Source organism: Nocardioides aquaticus (assembly GCF_018459925.1).
GTDB classification, from domain to species: domain Bacteria; phylum Actinomycetota; class Actinomycetes; order Propionibacteriales; family Nocardioidaceae; genus Nocardioides; species Nocardioides aquaticus.
Genome location: NZ_CP075371.1, coordinates 4106534 through 4123833, shown reverse-complemented (window position 1 = coordinate 4123833; position 17300 = coordinate 4106534). Strand labels below are relative to the sequence as shown.

The 17300-nt window shown below is 74.3% G+C and carries 14 protein-coding genes and 1 tRNA gene; 6 read left to right on the top strand and 9 right to left on the bottom strand.

Annotated features, from left to right (window positions below):
• Positions 1-38 precede the first annotated feature (38 nt).
• Complete coding sequence (locus ENKNEFLB_RS20040) at positions 39-1172, top strand: 5-methyltetrahydropteroyltriglutamate--homocysteine S-methyltransferase (RefSeq protein WP_214056975.1); 1134 nt, start codon at positions 39-41, stop codon at positions 1170-1172.
• A 63-nt stretch (positions 1173-1235) separates the two neighbouring features.
• Here ENKNEFLB_RS20040 and ppc read toward each other — a convergent pair whose 3' ends face one another.
• Together ppc and ENKNEFLB_RS20030 are read right to left on the bottom strand one after the other, a co-directional pair.
• Entirely contained in the window at positions 1236-4097 is a 2862-nt protein-coding gene (gene ppc, locus ENKNEFLB_RS20035) for a phosphoenolpyruvate carboxylase (protein ID WP_214056974.1), read from the bottom strand.
• 517 nt (positions 4098-4614) lie between these two features.
• Positions 4615-5301 carry an iron-dependent transcriptional repressor DtxR gene (locus ENKNEFLB_RS20030; RefSeq protein ID WP_214056973.1) on the bottom strand — a complete coding sequence of 229 codons (687 nt, stop codon included), beginning with the start codon at positions 5299-5301 and terminating at the stop codon, positions 4615-4617.
• Between the two features lie 81 nt (positions 5302-5382).
• On the opposite strand from ENKNEFLB_RS20030, the gene ENKNEFLB_RS20025 reads away from it, so the two are divergent.
• Positions 5383-6747 (top strand): cryptochrome/photolyase family protein, encoded by a 1365-nt coding sequence (locus tag ENKNEFLB_RS20025; protein WP_214056972.1) that lies wholly within the window; start codon positions 5383-5385, stop codon positions 6745-6747.
• Positions 6748-6779: 32 nt separating this feature from the next.
• Positions 6780-8411, top strand: coding sequence for a glycoside hydrolase family 13 protein (locus tag ENKNEFLB_RS20020; protein ID WP_214056971.1), 1632 nt, complete (start codon positions 6780-6782; stop codon positions 8409-8411).
• A 34-nt stretch (positions 8412-8445) separates the two neighbouring features.
• On the opposite strand, the gene ENKNEFLB_RS20015 is transcribed toward ENKNEFLB_RS20020, so the two are convergent.
• The 6 genes from ENKNEFLB_RS20015 to ENKNEFLB_RS19990 form a co-directional block, all read right to left on the bottom strand.
• Positions 8446-8937 carry a MarR family winged helix-turn-helix transcriptional regulator gene (locus tag ENKNEFLB_RS20015; protein WP_214056970.1) on the bottom strand — a complete coding sequence of 164 codons (492 nt, stop codon included), beginning with the start codon at positions 8935-8937 and terminating at the stop codon, positions 8446-8448.
• The gene (locus tag ENKNEFLB_RS20010; RefSeq protein ID WP_338040928.1) at positions 8934-10706 is read right to left on the bottom strand and encodes an MDR family MFS transporter; all 1773 of its coding nucleotides are present in this window, start codon (positions 10704-10706) and stop codon (positions 8934-8936) included. The genes ENKNEFLB_RS20015 and ENKNEFLB_RS20010 overlap by 4 nt, the downstream gene beginning before the upstream one ends.
• A 108-nt stretch (positions 10707-10814) precedes the next feature.
• On the bottom strand, positions 10815-11672 hold the full coding sequence (locus ENKNEFLB_RS20005; protein ID WP_214056969.1) for a Sir2 family NAD-dependent protein deacetylase: 858 nt from the start codon (positions 11670-11672) through the stop codon (positions 10815-10817).
• Positions 11669-11938 (bottom strand): DUF2277 domain-containing protein, encoded by a 270-nt coding sequence (locus ENKNEFLB_RS20000; protein ID WP_214056968.1) that lies wholly within the window; start codon positions 11936-11938, stop codon positions 11669-11671. Before ENKNEFLB_RS20000 ends, ENKNEFLB_RS20005 begins: the two co-directional genes overlap by 4 nt.
• Before the next feature lie 32 nt (positions 11939-11970).
• A complete protein-coding gene (locus tag ENKNEFLB_RS19995; protein WP_214056967.1) occupies positions 11971-12630 on the bottom strand; it encodes a pyridoxamine 5'-phosphate oxidase family protein in 660 nt (219 codons plus the stop codon).
• 9 nt (positions 12631-12639) lie between these two features.
• Positions 12640-14640, bottom strand: coding sequence for a beta-propeller domain-containing protein (locus ENKNEFLB_RS19990; RefSeq protein ID WP_214056966.1), 2001 nt, complete (start codon positions 14638-14640; stop codon positions 12640-12642).
• Positions 14641-14692: 52 nt separating this feature from the next.
• On the opposite strand from ENKNEFLB_RS19990, the gene ENKNEFLB_RS19985 reads away from it, so the two are divergent.
• From ENKNEFLB_RS19985 to ENKNEFLB_RS19975, 3 genes are all read left to right on the top strand, one after another.
• Positions 14693-15883 (top strand): saccharopine dehydrogenase family protein, encoded by a 1191-nt coding sequence (locus tag ENKNEFLB_RS19985; RefSeq protein WP_214056965.1) that lies wholly within the window; start codon positions 14693-14695, stop codon positions 15881-15883.
• A gap of 259 nt (positions 15884-16142) precedes the next feature.
• Positions 16143-16613, top strand: a complete 471-nt coding sequence (locus ENKNEFLB_RS19980; RefSeq protein ID WP_214056964.1) for a hypothetical protein — start codon at positions 16143-16145, stop codon at positions 16611-16613.
• An 84-nt stretch (positions 16614-16697) separates the two neighbouring features.
• Positions 16698-17105, top strand: coding sequence for a VOC family protein (locus tag ENKNEFLB_RS19975; RefSeq protein WP_214056963.1), 408 nt, complete (start codon positions 16698-16700; stop codon positions 17103-17105).
• Between the two features lie 41 nt (positions 17106-17146).
• On the opposite strand, the gene ENKNEFLB_RS19970 is transcribed toward ENKNEFLB_RS19975, so the two are convergent.
• Positions 17147-17222 (bottom strand) — tRNA-Arg (locus ENKNEFLB_RS19970).
• Positions 17223-17300 lie beyond the last annotated feature (78 nt).

Sequence of the window (17300 nt, the reverse complement as noted above, 5' to 3'; positions counted from 1 at the left end):
CGGTGCGGGTGGGGTGGGTGTCGGCCTACGGTCGGGGGATGAGCACCGACCGCCAGCAGCCCCCGTACCGCGCCGACCACGTCGGGAGCCTGCTGCGCCCACCCGCGCTGGTCGACGCCCGCGCCCGGCACGCCGCCGGCACGCTCGACGACGCCGGCCTGCGCGCCGCGGAGGACACCGCCATCCGCGAGGTGGTCGCGCTCCAGCGCGACGCCGGTCTGCAGACCGTCACCGACGGCGAGCTGCGCCGTACGTCGTGGCACATGGACTTCCTCTACCAGCTCGAGGGCGTCTCGCCGACCGAGGAGACGATGGCGGTGCACTTCCGCAACGCCGACGGCGACCTCGACTTCTCCTCCGCCGCGCTGTCGGTGCACGACCGGGTGCGCCTGGGGGAGCCCATCTTCACCGAGGCGTACACCTTCCTGCGTGACACCGCGGCCGAGATCGCGCCGGGGATGACGCCGAAGCTGACCATCCCCTCGCCCAACATGGTCCACTACCGCGGCGGCCGGGCGGCGATCGACGACGGCGTCTACCCCGACCTCGACGCGTTCTGGGACGACCTCGCCGGGGCGTACGCCGAGGAGGTCCGCGCCGTGGCGGGCCTGGGCTGCACCTACCTCCAGCTCGACGACACGTCGCTGGCCTACCTCAACGACCCGGCGCAGCGCGAGCAGCTGCGCGCCCAGGGCGGCGACCCCGAGCACCAGCACGAGCGGTACGTCCGCACGATCAACGACGCGATCGCCGGCCGCCCGGAGGGCCTGCACGTGACCACCCACCTGTGCCGCGGCAACTACCGCTCGTCGTGGGCGGCCGAGGGTGGCTACGACTTCGTCGCCGAGGCCGTCTTCGGCGGGCTCGAGGTCGACGGCTTCTTCCTGGAGTACGACGACGAGCGCTCGGGCGGCTTCGAGCCGCTGCGGCACGTGCCGGCCGGCAAGCAGGTCGTGCTCGGGCTGGTCACCACCAAGCACGGTCGGCTGGAGGACAAGGACGTCCTCAAGCGCCGGATCGACGAGGCCGCCAAGCACGTGCCGCTCGAGCAGCTCTGCCTGTCGCCGCAGTGCGGCTTCTCCTCCACCGTCGAGGGCAACGCCCTGACGATCGAGGAGGAGGCCGCCAAGCTGCGGCTGCTCGTCGAGGTCGCCGACGAGGTCTGGGGCTGACCGGAACCGTCACCTCGAGGCGCCGCAAGCGTCATCTCGGCTGTCCGCGAGCGTCATCTCGGCTCAGCCGGTGTTGCGCAGGCCGGCCGCGATCCCGTTGATGGTCAGCAGCAGCGCCCGCTGCAGGTCCGGGTGGCGCTCGTCCTCGCCGGCCGCGCGCACCCGGCCGAGCAGCGAGACCTGGAGGGCGTGCAGCGGCGCGAGGTAGGCGTCGCGGGTCTCCAGGGTGCGCCGCAGCGTCGGGGACCCCGCGAGCAGCGAGTCCTGCCCGGTCACCCACAGCACCTGCTCGACGGCCCGCTCGTGCTCGGCGCGCACCTGGTCGAACAGCCCCGCGGCGTCCTCGGGCACCAGGGAGCGGACGTAGCGCGCGGCGATGTCGAGGTCGGTCTTGGCCAGCGTCATCTGCACGTTCGACACGAAGGTGCGGAAGAACGCCCACGAGCCGTACATCTCGCGCAGCGTCTCCCCGCGCCCGTCCTCGCGCGCGGCCGCCAGGCCCGAGCCCACGCCGTACCAGCCGGGCAGGATCATCCGCGACTGCGTCCAGCCGAAGACCCACGGGATCGCGCGGAGGTCGTCGAGGCCGCCGGCCCCGCCGGGGCGCTTGGCCGGGCGGGAGCCGATGTTCATCCCGCCGAGCTCGTCGACCGGGGTGGCCGAGACGAAGAACGGCACCAGGCCGGGGTCGCGCACGAGGCCGCGGTACGCCTCCTGGCCGGCCGAGGCGACCCGGGCCATGGTGGTGTTCCAGCCGTCGAGCACGTCGGGCGGCAGCAGCGAGGTGCGGTGCAGCACCGAGGCCTCCAGGACGGCTGCGAGCGCCTGCTCGAGGTTCTCCCGGCCGAGCTGGGGCAGGGTGTACTTGTCGCTGATCACCTCGCCCTGCTCGGTGATCTTGATCGGCCCGTCGAGGCTGCCGTAGGGCTGGGACAGGATCGCCTCCCCGGTGGGGCCGCCGCCGCGCCCGACGGAGCCGCCGCGGCCGTGGAAGAGCCGCATCACGACGCCGTGCCGGCGCCCGACGTCGCGCAGCGCGCGCTGGGCGCGGTGGATCTGCCACTGCGAGGCCGCGATCCCGGCGTCCTTGGAGGAGTCGGAGTAGCCGAGCATGATCTCCTGCACGTCGCCGCGGGCGGCGACCACGCGGCGGTACGCCGGGTCGCCCAGCAGGGCCTCGAGCAGCGGCTCCGCGGCCTCCAGCTCCGCGACGGTCTCGAACAGCGGCGCGAACCCGATCCGGGCGGTGGCCGGGGTGTCCTCGGTGCCGGGGTCGACCAGGCCGGCCTCCCGGGCCAGCACGACCACGGCCAGCAGGTCGTCGACGTCGTGGGTCATCGAGACGATGTAGGTCTCCACGACGTCGGGCCCGAAGGTGTCCAGCGCCTCACGGATCGCGTCCATCAGCGACAGGGAGGCGGCCACCGGGCTGTCCGGGTCCTCGCGCAGGCCGGGGGTGCAGGCGCCGGTCAGCGGGCGCCGGCTCGCCAGCTCCGCCGAGAGCAGCCGGATCCGCGCCGGGCGGTCGAGGGAGCCGTACGGCTCGGGGTGCTCGCCGAGGCGGTCGACGAGCACCTCGAGCGCGGCGTGGTGCTTCTCGCTGTGCTCGCGGACGTCGAGGGTGGCCAGGCCGAGCCCGATCGCGGTCGCGGTGCGGAGCAGGCGGAGCACGCCGCCGTCGGCGGTGAGGTGGTCGCCGTCGGCCAGCATCGAGTCGCGCACCAGGGCGAGGTCGGTGAGCAGCCCGTCGAGGGTCAGGTAGTCGCGGCCGGGCTCGTGCGCGCGGCCCTCGGCGAGCCGGTCGCGGGTGCGGAGCAGGCGCACCCGGGCGAAGCTGAGCTTGAGCCGGTACGGCTCCTCGGCGTTCAGCCGGCGGATCGTGGAGTAGGTGATCGGCAGCGCCTCGGCGTCGGCCTCCAGGCTGGCGGCGAGCCCGTCGCTCGGGGTGACCACCCGGGTCGAGGACGACACCTCGCCCAGCAGCTCCTCCACACCGCGGACCAGCTCGCGCAGGCCCACGTCGTGCTGCAGGCCGAGCACGTCGAGGGTCACCTGCGGGGTGACGTTGGGGTTGCCGTCGCGGTCGCCACCGGCCCAGGTGCCGAAGCGCAGCGGACGCGCGGTCGCGGGCAGCACGACGTCGATGCCGGCCAGGCAGCGGTCCAGCTCCTCGAGCAGGCCCGGCACGACCTCGGCGGCCAACGACTGGAGGTAGTAGAGCAGCGTGCGGGCCTCGTCGGCCGGCTCCGGCTTCTCGACCCGCAGCTCGTCGGTCTGCCAGAGCAGGTCGACCAGCTCGGCCAGCCGGCGCTCGCTGCGCGCGCGGTCGGCCGGGCGGCCACGGGGGTCCTCGGCGACGTAGGTCTCCTCGGCGATCTTCTGCAGCAGCACCAGCACCGAGCGTCGGCTGGCCTCGGTGGGGTGGGCGGTGAAGACCGGGCGGTACTCCAGGCGTCCGAGCACGTCGACGACCAGGTCCCGGTCGATGCTGCCGTCCTCGAGCGCCGCGCCGATCCGGCCGACGGCGTCGGCCAGCGGGCCGGACTCGCGCGAGGTCAGCTCCTGCCAGCGGTGCAGCTGCTCGGTGACGTTGACCAGCTGGAAGTACGCCGTGAACGCCCGCGCCAGCACGATCGCGGTCGCGTCGTCGGTGGCGTCGAGCAGCTCGTGCAGGGCGCCGTCGTCGGGCTCACGGCTCAGCGCGCGGACCTGCTCGACGAGGGCGAGCAGCTCGGGACCCTCGTGCCGGGTCAGCGCCTCCCCGAGCAGCCGCCCGAGCTGGCGTACCGAGGACCGCAGGGCGGCGTGGTGCTCGTCGGAGGACACGCCCCCGGCGAACGTCGCGACGTCGGGGTCGCGGCGGTCGGCGGCGATCATCTGCTCGGTGCTGAGCGGCGCCCGGCCGGGGGTCGTGGAGCTGGTCATGGGGGCAGTGTGGCGTGCAGAGGTGACATCGGTGTTGCGCGTCCACGGGTGCGTCCGCCGGGCGTGCAGGCCGGCCGTCCACAGGTCGGCGGGAAACCCCTTGAACGACGGGCGGGGCCGATCTACGGTGATCGGACACGGGAAAGGAGGTGGTCCGGAGAATGCATTCTTCTAGGACGCGTGAGGTGGCTGCCCGCTAGCAGCCCAGCACCACCCGTCGGTCCAGTGACCGACCGGCTGCTGGCGAATCCACAGCAGTCACCCGGCCCGCAGGTGCCCCGGTCAGCAGTTCACGTCCACCGGGGGCGGTCGCACCGGTCCCTCCTCGGGACCCGGAGCGCCACACCTGCGGGCTGCGTGCATTTCGGGGGTGGCGCCCGCGGGACGTCATCCGTCGCGCCGCCCGGCCCGGGCCCGGGTCGTATGACGTCCGGCTCCCCACCTACGTGACGTCATACGTGGCGCCGCTCGGCCACGGTCCGGGTCGTATGACGTCCGGCGATCGCCGTGGGACTCGTCAGACGCGGGAGACGAAGATGTGGTCGGCGGCCTCGGGGACGATCTCGGCGGTCTCTCCGCCGGAGCCGATCAGCACGCCGGCACCGGTCGAGATCACGGTGACGGTCTTGTCGGGGGTCGCGCCGGCGCGGCGCAGCGCGCTCATCAGGTGCTCGTCCTTCTGCATCTCCTCGGAGATCCGGCGCACCAGCACCCGGCCCTCCTCGGCCCCGGCGACCGACGAGAGCGACTCGACGCCGGTCATGAACTCCTCGACCACGTGGTTCTGGCCGAGCTCGTCGAGCCCGGGGATCGGGTTGCCGTACGGCGACTCGGTCGGGTTCTCCAGCAGCGTCAGCAGGCGCCGCTCGACGGTCTCGGACATGACGTGCTCCCAGCGGCATGCCTCCTCGTGGACCAGCTCCCAGTCCAGGCCGATCACGTCGACCAGCAGCCGCTCGGCGAGCCGGTGCTTGCGCATCACGCGGGTGGCCAGGCGGCGGCCGTCCTCGGTCAGCTCCAGGTGCCGGTCGCCCTCGACGGTGAGCAGGCCGTCGCGCTCCATCCGGGCCACGGTCTGGGAGACGGTCGGACCCGACTGGTGGAGGCGCTCGGCGATCCGCGCCCGCAGGGGCACGATGCCCTCCTCGTCGAGCTCGTAGATGGTCCGCAGATACATCTCGGTGGTGTCGATGAGGTCGCTCACGACCCCATTGTGACCCATCGAGGGGAGGGCGCCGCTCGGGTGAGGAGGGCGGTCCCCGGCCGGTGGCACAGTGAGGGACCGATGACAGCCGTGATGTGGTTCCGACGCGACCTCCGCCTGGCCGACAACCCCGCCCTGGTCGCGGCCGCCGACGACGGCGAGGTGCTGCCGCTGTTCGTCCTCGACCCGCACCTGTGGGACCCCGCCGGCCCGTCGCGCCGGGCCTACCTCGCGGCGTCGCTGCGTGCGCTCGACGCGAGCCTGCGCCAGCGGCGCACCCGGCTCTCGGTGCTGCGTGGGGACCCGGTGCGCCGGGTGGTGCTGGCCGCGAAGGCGGTGGGCGCGGGGACCGTGCACGTCGCCGAGGACTTCGCGCCGTACGGCCGGGCGCGCGACGAGGCGGTCGAGCAGGCGCTGGGCGAGGCCGGGATCGAGCTGGTGCGCACGGGGTCGCCGTACGCGGTGTCCCCGGGACGCGTCGTCAACGGCAGCGGCTCGGCCTACAAGGTGTTCACCCCGTTCTCCCGCGCCTGGAACGACCACGGCTGGCGGGCCGCGATCGAGGCCCCCACGGGGGTCTCGTGGCGCGAGCTGGGCGAGGACGAGGCCGGGGGGACCACCGGGATCCCCGACGTGGAGGTCCCCGACGGCCTCGAGCTGCCCGAGGCCGGGGAGAAGGCGGCGCTCGAGACGTGGGAGACGTTCCTGGACAGGATCCAGGACTACGACACCGACCGCGACAAGCCCGGCGTCGAGGGCACCTCGCGGATGTCACGCCACCTCAAGTACGGCGAGGTGCACCCGCGCACGCTGCTGACCGAGCTCGCCGGGCGCAGCGGCAAGGGCGTGCAGACCTACCGCACCGAGCTGGCCTGGCGCGAGTTCTATGCCGACGTGCTGTTCCAGCGACCCGACTCGGCGCGCGAGTACTACCGCCCGGAGTACGCCCGGATGCCGTACGACGAGCCCGGCGACCAGCTCCTGGCCTGGCAGGAGGGCCGCACCGGCTTCCCGGTCGTCGACGCCGGGATGCGCCAGCTGCGAGCGACCGGGTGGATGCACAACCGGGTCCGGATGATCGTGGGCAGCTTCCTGGTCAAGGACCTCCACCTGGAGTGGCAGCACGGTGCCCGGCACTTCCTGCACTGGCTGGTCGACGGCGACCTGGCCTCCAACAACCACGGCTGGCAGTGGGTGGCCGGCAGCGGCACCGACGCCTCCCCGTTCTTCCGGGTGTTCAACCCCACCACCCAGGGCCGCAAGTTCGACCCGGACGGCGCCTACCTGCGCCGCTGGGTCGAGGAGCTGGCCGACCCCGACCAGGTGCCCGACCCGCACGAGCCGGACGACGACACCCGCGACCTCGTCGGCTACCCGCGCCCGATGGTCGACCACAAGGAGGAGCGGCGCGAGGCCCTGGACCGCTACGAGCAGGTCAAGAAGTAGCACCGCCCGCCGGCGTCGGTAGGCTGCCTCCCATGAGTTCTTTGAACGATCCAATCGCCGCGACGACGGGCCGTTGGTGGGAGCACGCCGTGGTCTACCAGGTCTACCCGCGCAGCTTCGCCGACGCGGACGGCGACGGCGTCGGTGACCTGGCCGGGGTGACCGACCGGCTGCCGTACCTGCGCGACCTCGGCGTGGACGCCGTCTGGCTCTCGCCGTTCTACCGCTCCCCGCAGCACGACCACGGCTACGACGTGGCCGACTACCACGACGTCGACCCGCTCTTCGGCGAGCTCGCCGACGCCGACGCGATGCTCGCGCGCGCCCACGAGCTGGGCCTCAAGGTGATCGTCGACCTGGTGCCGAACCACACCTCGGACGAGCACCGGTGGTTCCAGGCCGCGCTGGCCGCCGCCCCCGGGAGCCCCGAGCGCGCCCGCTACCTGTTCCGCGAGGGCCGCGGGCCCGGCGGCGACGAGCCGCCGAACAACTGGGCGTCGGTCTTCGGCGGCGCCGCCTGGACCCGCGTCGAGGAGGCCGACGGCACCCCCGGCCAGTGGTACCTCCACCTCTTCGACTCCACCCAGCCCGACCTGGACTGGCGCAACCCCGAGGTCGGCGACATGTTCGTCGAGGTGCTCCGGTTCTGGCTCGACCGCGGCGTCGACGGGTTCCGCGTCGACGTGGCGCACGGCCTGGTCAAGGAGGAGTCCCTGCGCGACCAGGAGCTGGCCGAGGGCGAGCTGCCCGACAGCGAGTCGGTGAACTCCGCCGCGACGGCGTCCATGGTCGAGCGGACGCTGCGCGACGAGCCGATGTGGGACCAGCCGGAGGTGCACGACGTCTACCGCCGCTGGCACGACGTGCTGGCGGAGTACGACGGCGACCGGATGACGGTGGCCGAGGCGTGGACGCAGACCCCGGGCTCGATGGCCGACTTCGTGCGGCCCGACGAGATGAGCCAGGCCTTCAACTTCGCCTTCCTGCTCGCGCCCTGGGACGCGGCGGCCTTCGCCGAGGTCGTCACCGGTTCCACGGAGGCCGTCGGCCGCGTCGGCGCCCTGCCGACCTGGGTGCTGAGCAACCACGACGTGGTCCGCCACGTCACGCGGTACGGCGGAGGAGCGCTGGGCCTGGACCGGGCGCGCGCCGCGACGCTGGCGATGCTGGCGCTGCCCGGCTCGGCGTACCTCTACCAGGGCGAGGAGCTCGGCCTGGAGCAGGTCGAGGTCGCCCCGGAGCACCGGCAGGACCCGTCCTGGTTCCGCACCGGCGAGGTCGGCCGGGACGGCTGCCGGGTGCCGGTGCCGTGGTCGGGGACGGCCCCGCCGTACGGGTTCGGGCCCGGCGGCGGCCAGCCCTGGCTGCCGCAGCCCGACGACTGGGCCGGCGTGACCGTCGAGGCACAGCTGGGCGACCCCGGCTCGACGCTGACGTTCTACCAGGCCGCGCTGGCCGCGCGGCGTGAGCACGCGCTCGGCCTGCCCGACGCCGTCGAGGCCGGCACCGACGGTGACGTGCTGCGCGTACGCCGGGGCGACCTGCTGGTGGTGCTCAACTGCGGGGACGCCCCCGCGGAGCTGCCGGCGGGCGAGGTCCTCGTGTCCAGCGGGCCGCTCGACGGGGTGCTCCCGCCGGCGACGTCGGCCTGGCTGCGGGTCTGACCCCGACTCGGGTCAGGGCCGGGTCAGGGCCGGGTCAGGGCCGGCTCGCGTCGCGCGCCGCGCGCGCCTGCTCCAGGGTGCGGTTGTAGCGGCTGAGGTCGTCGGCGAACCCGGCGAGCTCGTCGTCGTCCCAGGAGCCGAGCACCTCGTCGAACCACTGGCGGCGGTGCTGGTCCACCGTCGACAGCCGGCGGGCGCCGTCCTCGCTGAGCGACAGCAGCGTCGCCCGGCCGTCGGCGGGGTCGGGGCTGCGGTCCAGCAGGCCCAGGTCGAGCAGGTGCTGGACGTGGCGGCTGACCGCGCCCTTGTCGAGCTCGAGGTGGTCGGCCACTGTGGCGGCCCGCTGGGAGCCGTGGTGCTCCAGGTGGGTGAGGATCCAGTACGCCGCCGGCTGCAGCTCGGGGTGCACCTCGGCGGCCCGCTCGGCCACCACCCGCTTGAGCCGACGGATCAACGTCGAGAGCTCCCGCTCCAGCGTCCGGGTGGCGGTGGTCCGGTCGGTGAGGTCGGCGGTACGGCTGCTCATCGTGGGTCATCCTCCCCGGTGGCCGAGCGGTGGTGGCCCACGGGGGCGGCGCGGCGGGCGTCGGGCTCCTCGGGGACGTACCGCGCGGCGTGGGTGGGACGCGCGGGCTCCTCCGACGTGGTGCCGGCGGGCGCGACGGCCTCCACGGCCTCGTCCTGGGCGCTGACCGGGGTGGCGACGGGCTCGTCGTCCCGGTCCACGGTGGTGCGCAGCGGCACCTCCTTGATGGCCAGGATGCACAGCAGCGCGATCGCGGCGAACGGCACCGCGACCAGGAACAGGTGTCCGGTGGCCTCGCCGAACGCCTGCTGGTAGAGGTCGCGCACCGGGGCCGGGAGCGTCGTGATGTCGGGGATCGAGCCGTCGCCCTGGCCGGCGGCGTCGATGCCGAGCCGGGCCAGGCCCTCGGTCAGCTTGTCGCTGACCTGGTGGTTGAGCAGCGCGCCGAGCGCGGAGACGCCGACCGCGCCGCCCATCGAGCGGAAGAAGGCGACGGTGGCGCTGGCCGCGCCCATGTCGGCCTGGGCGGTGTTGTTCTGCACGGCCAGGACGAGGTTCTGCATGGTGGCGCCGATGCCGAGGCCGATCAGGGCCATGAAGCCGCCGACCACCCACAGCGAGGTGGTGTCGTCGATGGTGGCGAGCAGGGCGAAGCCGACGGTGGTCAGCAGGGCGCCGCCGACCAGGTAGCGCTTCCAGAAGCCGGTGGAGGAGATGACCCGTCCGGTGACGATGCTGGTGACGAGGAGGCCGCCGACCATGGCGATCGACATCAGGCCGGCCTCGGTCGGGCTCATCCCGCGGGCCAGCTGGAAGTACTGCGAGAGGTAGACCGTGGAGCCGAACATCGCGACGCCGATCATCGCCGAGGCGATGGTGGCCAGGACCGTGGTGCGGTCGCGGAACAGGCGCAGCGGGATGACCGGCTCGGTGGCCACGCGGCCCTCGACGTAGATCGCGGCGGCGATGACGAGCACCCCGACGGCGACGAGGAGGCCACTGGTGGCGGAGACCCAGTCGTACTGCTGGCCGGCCAGGGAGACCCAGACGAGCAGGATGCTGACGCCGCCGACGATGAGCATCGCGCCGAGCCAGTCGATGGAGACCTGGCGGGTGACGCGGGGCAGGTGCAGCCGGCGCTGGAGGACGACGAGGGCCAGGGCGGCGATCGGGATCGGGACGAAGAAGCAGCCGCGCCAGCCGAGCGGGCTGTCGACGATCACGCCGCCGATGAGGGGGCCGGAGACGGTGGCCAGCGCGAAGACGGCCCCGATGTAGCCGGAGTAGCGACCGCGCTCGCGGGGGCTGACCATGGAGGCGATGACGACCTGGACCAGCGCGGTCAGGCCGCCGACGCCGAGGCCCTGGACCGCGCGGGCCCCGATGAGGACCTCCATCGAGGGCGCGAAGGCAGCGATCAGGGACCCGATCGTGAAGATGACCAGGGCCGACTGGACCAGGATCTTCTTGTCGTAGAGGTCCGCGAGCTTGCCCCACAGCGGGGTGGTGGCGGTCATCGTGAGCAGCGTGGCCACGACGACCCAGGTGTAGCCGGTCTGGGTGCCCTCGAGGTCGGCCACGATCCGTGGGAGGGCGTTGGTGACCACGGTGCTGGACACCATCGCCACGAACATCGCGAGCAGCAGGCCGCTGAGCGCCTCGAGCACCTCGCGGTGGGTCATCGCCTTCGCCGCGACGACCGGCGCCTCGGGCGCCGACGATCCGGAGGAGGGTGGGTCGGCCAGCTGGGTCACGTCGTCTCGCTTCACATCGGATGAAAAGGTTGCTGACGGCAACTTTATTCCAGATGGTTGACAGATGCAATCAACGAGACGCGGGTCACGGCGGTGGGTGGCCGACCCGCGACCCGCCCGCGGTCAGAGCAGCGCGGTCAGGAACTCCGTGCAGCCCACGTCCACGGCGTACGTCGCCAGGTCGTCGCCGCGGGTGACGCCGCGGTTGGCGATGACCACCGGCGTCCCGGCCTTCGCCGCGCGCCGCACGAACCGCAGCCCGCTCATCACGGTCAGGCTGGAGCCGACGACCAGCAGGGCGCCCTCGTCGCCGAGCGCGTCGACGGCGTCGAAGCAGCGCTGCACCCGGGGCGCCGGGACGTTCTCGCCGAAGAACACGACGTCCGGCTTGAGCACGCCGCCGCAGGTGGCGCAGGCCGGCACCACGAAGCCCGCGGTGTCGTCCAGGTCGACGTCACCGTCGGGCCGCGTCTCGGCCTCCCCCTGAGCCTGCGCCCAGCCGGGGTTCAGCGCGTCCATCCGCGCGTGCAGTGCGGCGCGGGGCGTGGTCTCGCGGCAGCCCAGGCAGACCACCTCGGAGATCCGGCCGTGCAGGGCGACCACGCGGCGCGAGCCGGCGCGCTCGTGCAGGCCGTCGACGTTCTGGGTGATCAGCAGGTCGGGGTCGAGCGCGGCCAGCGCCCGGTGGCCCGCGTTGGGCTCGGCGCTGCGCATCCGGCCCCAGCCGAGGTGGCTGCGGGCCCAGTAGCGCTGCTGGGCAGCCGGCCCGGAGACCAGCTCCTGGTACGTCATCGGGGTCCGCGCCGGGGCGCCGGGGCCGCGGTAGTCCGGGATGCCCGAGTCGGTCGACAGCCCCGCCCCGGAGAGCACGACCAGGCGCCGCCCCGCCAGCAGGTCGAGCGCGCGGACGACGTCGGCGGGGTCGCCGCTGCGTCGGGCCTCGGTCGGCGCGGTGGCCGCGCCGGGGGTGCGTACCGTCATCGGGCGTAGCGCACGGCCGCCCGGGCGCGCGCCTTCTCGGCCTCCACCTCGCGGTCCTTGGGGGGCGCGGTGGTCACCAGGGAGTCCAGCAGGTGACGGGTGGCGTGGGCGACCTCGGCCACCGCCCGGTCGAAGGCGGCCTGGTTGGCCTGCGACGGCTTCGCGGACCCGCTGACCTTGCGCACGTACTGCAGCGCCGCCGCGTCCACCTCGTCCTCCGTGGCCGGCGGGGCGAAGTTGTGGAGCGGGCGGATGTTGCGGCACATGCCGCCAGCGTACGTCCGGACCGGCCGCCGGGTCAGGAGTCGCCGGCGGCCAACCGGGCGGCGTACTCCGGCAGGTCGATCAGCCCGCCCTCGGCCTCGGCCCGGCCCTGGTCCGGTCCCGGCAGCGCGTCGGCGAGGACGTCCAGGCGCTTCCAGGACGGGTACGGCGCCTCGCCGTCGGTGTCCGGGACGTACGGCGAGCGGTCGGTGCGGACGTGGCGGTGGACGTAGCGGGCGCAGTTGACGAAGACCCCGTCGACCCGCACCCGGACCACCGAGCGCGCCCCGGGCCACCGCGCCAGGAGCGGGTCGTCGGCGACGACCGACGCGGTGCCCTGGACCCGGAGCCGGTGCGGGGTCTCCAGGTCGATCAGGAGCAGGCCCACCTTGGCCGTCTCCGCGATGTTGCCCAGGGACAGGAACATGCCGTTGCCGTCGTAGTCGGGGAAGGCCAGCGTGTGCTCGTCGAGGACCGCGAGCACCCCGGGGTCACCGCCCTTGTAGGACACCGTCGGCTCGCCGCGGCCGTTGACGGTGGAGAGGAAGAAGAAGTCCCGGCCGGCGATGAAGGCGCCGTGCTGGTCCAGGTCGACCACGTCGGAGACGATCGCCTGCTCGAGGCGGTCGGCCAGCCGCTCGCTGTCGTGGCGACGTTGGAGGTCGCGCTGGGCGTCGGTGTAGAAGTCGCTCATCCGGCCGGTCTACCCCCGGTCGGTCGGTGCCGGGTTGGTCGCCGCGGGGTTGGTCGCCGAGGGGAAGAACCGGGCGCCGTCACCGGTGACCAGCACGACCCGGTCGTCGGGCAGCGGCACCAGCCGCACCCGGTCCAGGTCGGAGCCGCGGTCGACGAGCGTCTCCCTGGCCTCCATCCGGCCGCCGCCGAGGGCCAGGGTGGAGACCCAGGCGGTGGGGGAGCGCCGGCCGCGCTCGACCACGGTCAGCACGGTGCGCTCGTGCGGCAGCCAGGTGAGCTGGCGGGGGTCGCTCGCGGCGCCGGCGCGGCTGCCCGCGCCGTACCCGACGACGTCGAGGCGGCGCACGTCGGTGGGGTCGGTGACGTCGAAGAGGCCGGCCTGCGCGCCCCACCCGCCCCGACCGCCCTGGGGGCCCTGGGGGCCCGCGCCGATCCCGACCAGCCGCCGGGGACCGAGCGGGTGCAGGTAGGAGGAGAAGCCGGGGACCTCGAGCACCCCGATCTCGGTCGGTCGGGCGGGGTCACCGAGGTCGACGGTGTGCAGCGGGTCGACCTGCCGGAAGGTCACCAGCACCGTGAGGTCGTCGAACCACCGCACCGAGGTCAGGTCCTCCTGGCGGCCGACGCCGTCCAGCCGCCCCACCTCGACCAGCGCGCCCCCGCGTGGCTCGAGGGTGACCACCGAGGTCGCGTCGGCGGTCTCGGTGCTGGCCTCCAGGGCCAGGCGCAGGACGCCGTCGTGCTCGTCGAGGGACCACCGGTCGGCCAGCACGCCGTCCACCTCGGTGCCGCCGGCCGGCGTCGTCGACGTGCCGCGGAGCGTGAACCCGAGGACGTGGGTCGTGCCCGGCGGGACGGGCCGACGCGCGAGCCCGTCGACGCCGTCGAGCATCGAGCCGCACCGGTCGAGGCAGCGGACCGAGGTCCCCACCGGCCAGAGGGGCTCCCGCACGTCGCTGGTGGCCAGGAACAGGTGGTCGCCGGACTCGTACGCCAGGCGCAGCCGCCCCGCGACGGCGACCGCGCCGGCGGCCTGCTCCGCGCCGGTCCCTGCCAGGTCGTCGGCCGTCGTCGCGACGACCGCGGTGGCGCCGAGCGGGAGGTCGGCGGTGGGGACCGCGACGTCGGCACAGTCCAGGAACGGTGTCGGCTCGGACCTGTCCACGCTGCGCGTCGGCAGCCACGCCGCGACCGGCGCCGCGCGCACGAGCGCCTCGTTGGCCTCCTGCGCCGAGGCGCGGCCCAGGCCGCCGCCGGGCACCTGGAAGTCCAGCGCGGGCAGCCCGCGGGCGAGGACGAGCCGGACGACCTCGCCGTGCTGGCGCGCGGAGACGAGCGCCGCGTCGTGGACGACGTGCTCGCGGACCACCGGGTCGGTGACGTCGGTGACGTCGAGGGACACGACGTGCGTGCTGCGGGCGTCGTGCGCCAGGACCACGAGGACGTCGTCGACGAGGAGGAGCTCGGCCCGCTCGGCGGCGGCCGGGTCCAGCTCGAGACCGGGAGGGGACCCGGGGTCGCCGACCTCCTCGAGGTCGTTCAGCGGCACCCGGGCCGTCTCGCGGACCGTGGCGCCCGACACGTCGGCGAGGACCAGGTCGCCCTCGTCGGTGCGGGCCAGCAGCCCGCCGTCGGTCTTCACCGAGTCGGGCTCGTCGACGTCCTCCTCCTGCACGGTGGTGCCGGTGCTGCTGGCCGTCGAGCGGGTCGTGCCGGGCGTACCGGGCGCCGTCGCGCCGGACCGGACGGCGGTGGCGTCCCGCGCTGCCAGCTCCTCGACCGGGAGCAGGCCCCCGAGCGCGGGGGACCGGCGCACCCACCCGCGCGGCCCCACCAGGGGGAGAGCGGCGTCGACGTAGTGGTCGCGCACCTCCTCGCAGGAGGTGCCCGGTGCCGACGCGGCGACGGGCCCGGGCCCCGGGTCGGCGAGCGCGGACCCGGCCGCGAAGGAGCCGGCGAGGGCGAGCAGGGCGACGGGCAGGAGGACGGGCCGGGGCGGACGCTGCATGCGGGTCCGACGGGGCTGGGCGGGCGTCGGTTCCCTCTGCCACCATGCGGGCATGGCTGACACCTCCGGGACATCCGGCACGCGCGCGTACGACCTGGTCCTCGTCGGGGCGACCGGCTTCACCGGCGGGCTGACCGCCGAGTACCTCGCCCGCAGCGGCCCCTCGGGACTGCGCTGGGCCCTGGCCGGCCGCAACCCCGAGAAGCTCGAGGCCGTCCGCGCCCGGCTGGCGGGGATCGACCCGGCGCTGGCCGACCTCGACCTGCTGCCCGCCGACGTCGGCGACCCGGCTTCGCTGGCCGACCTGGCCCGCCAGGCCCGGGTGGTCGTTACCACCGTCGGGCCCTACCGGCAGTACGGCGAGCCGCTGGTCGCCGCCTGCGCCGAGGCCGGCACCGACTACGTCGACCTGACCGGGGAACCGGAGTTCGTCGACCGGATGTACCTGGCCCACCACCGCACCGCCGAGGCCTCGGGCGCACGCATCGTGCACGCCTGCGGCTTCGACTCGGTGCCGCACGACCTCGGGGTGCTCTACACCGTCGAGCAGCTCAAGGCCGCAGGCCCGGTCAGCGTGCGCGGGGTGGTCCGCGCCGGGGGGACGGCCTCCGGCGGCACGTTCCACTCCGCGATGGACGCGATCTCCCGCCCCAAGCAGGCCCGCGACGCCCTCGCCGCCCGCCGCCGCCTCGAGCCGCGCGACCCCGACCGCTCCTCGCGCGCGGTCGCCGGCAAGCCGCACCGCGACACGCTGCTCGGCTACTGGCTGCTGCCGCTGCCCACGATCGACCCGCAGGTCGTCGCGCGGAGCGGGGCGGCGCTCGAGGCGTACGGCCCGAGGTTCCGTTACAGCCACTACGTCGGCACCAAGACGCTGCGCTACGCCGCCGGTGGGGCCGCCGGGCTGATGGCGCTGGTCGCCGGCGCCCAGGTCAAGCCCGTGCGCAACCTGCTCCTTGGTCGGATGAAGCAGGGCGAGGGGCCGGACGAGGCCCGCCGCGAGCGGTCGTGGTTCACCGTCGACTTCGTCGGCGAGGGCGACGGTCGCACCATCCACACGCGGGTCAGCGGCGGCGACCCCGGGTACGGCGAGACGGCCGTGATGCTCGCGGAGTCGGCGCTCTGCCTGGCCCTGGACGACAACCCGTCCCTCGCGGGCTGCGTGACGACAGCCCAGGCGATGGGGCACAACCTGACGGGGCGGCTGCAGGCCGCCGGGATCACCTTCGAGGTCGTGACCTGACGCTCGCGGCCGCGGCGTCCTAGGCGCCGGGAGCGGGCGGGGTGTCGCGCGCGTCGCCGTCCTCCGGGTCGGCGAGCTCCACGGCGGAGAGGTCGTCCTCGGCGGGGAATCGGGGCATGGGGCGCATCCTGGTCCCCGGATGCCGACGCAGGGCCACCCCACGCCGGGTGAGGCGGTGCCGTCCCTGCTTGTGCGGGGCGGGACGATGGGGTCGACCCGCCCGGGCGATCCGGGGAACCGACCCCGAATCGAGAACGCCGTGCAGCACCGCACCCGCCTGGGCCTGGCCGCCCTGAGCCTCGCCGCCCTCACCACGCTCGCCGCCTGCGGGGGCCAGGACGAGTCCGCGGCCGACCCCGCCTCCTCCGGCGGCACGTCGGCGAGCGCGTCCGCCACCCCGACGCCCACCCCGACGCCCAGCGCGGGGAAGGGCGAGGGACGGGGGAGCGCGTCGGCGGCGCCGGTCCCGGAGGCCGACCTGGCGGTCGAGATCGCCGGCGACGACATCAGCCCCAACGCGGCCGAGCTCGAGGTCGGGGTGGGCGACTCGATCACCGTCAGCGTGGAGTCGGACCGCGCGGGCGAGCTGCACGTGCACTCGACGCCCGAGCAGTACGTCGAGTTCGAGGCCGGCGAGACGGCCCAGGAGCTGACCTTCACCACCCCGGGCACGGTCGAGGTCGAGGACCACGACACCGGTGACGTGGTGGCGTTCGTCGACGTGCGCTGACACCGAGCGCGGTGGCGCGGCCGCCCCGTCAGGACGGCGCCCGCAGGGCTGGCGCGGCCACGAACGAGCGGCCACACTGAGACGGTGCTGGATCATCTCGGTCTGCAGGCCGCCGACGTGGACGCGTCGCTCGACTTCTACCTCACCGTCTTCGCGCCGATGGGGTTCCGCGAGGCTGCACGCTTCGACACCGACCAGGGCCCGGTCGTCGGGATCGCCGCAGCTGACGGCTTCCCCCACTTCTGGCTCAGCCCAGCACCCGTAGGCACCCGCCACGAGGCGCACGTCGCCTTCGCGGCGCCCGACCGCGACGCCGTCGACGCCGTCGACGCCGTCCACGCGTCGGCGGTGGCCGCGGGGCACGAGGTGCTGCACGCCCCGCGCCTGTGGCCTGAGTACCACGCCGGCTACTACGGCACCTTCCTGCGCGACCTCGACGGCAACAACGTCGAGGCGGTGCACCACACCTTCGGGACTGCGGCAGGCACCTGACGAGCCCAACAGGACGAGCCCGGCAGGACGCAGCCGGCAGGTGGTGCCCCAGGCAGGAGTCGAACCTGCGACCTTTCGCTTAGGAGGCGGCTGCTCTATCCGCTGAGCTACTGGGGCGGGCCTGCGCACGTTCCCGTGGAGAACTCGCGCTGGCGGTCGCCATCTTGTCAGGACCGGGTTCGGGCGGTCGAAAGC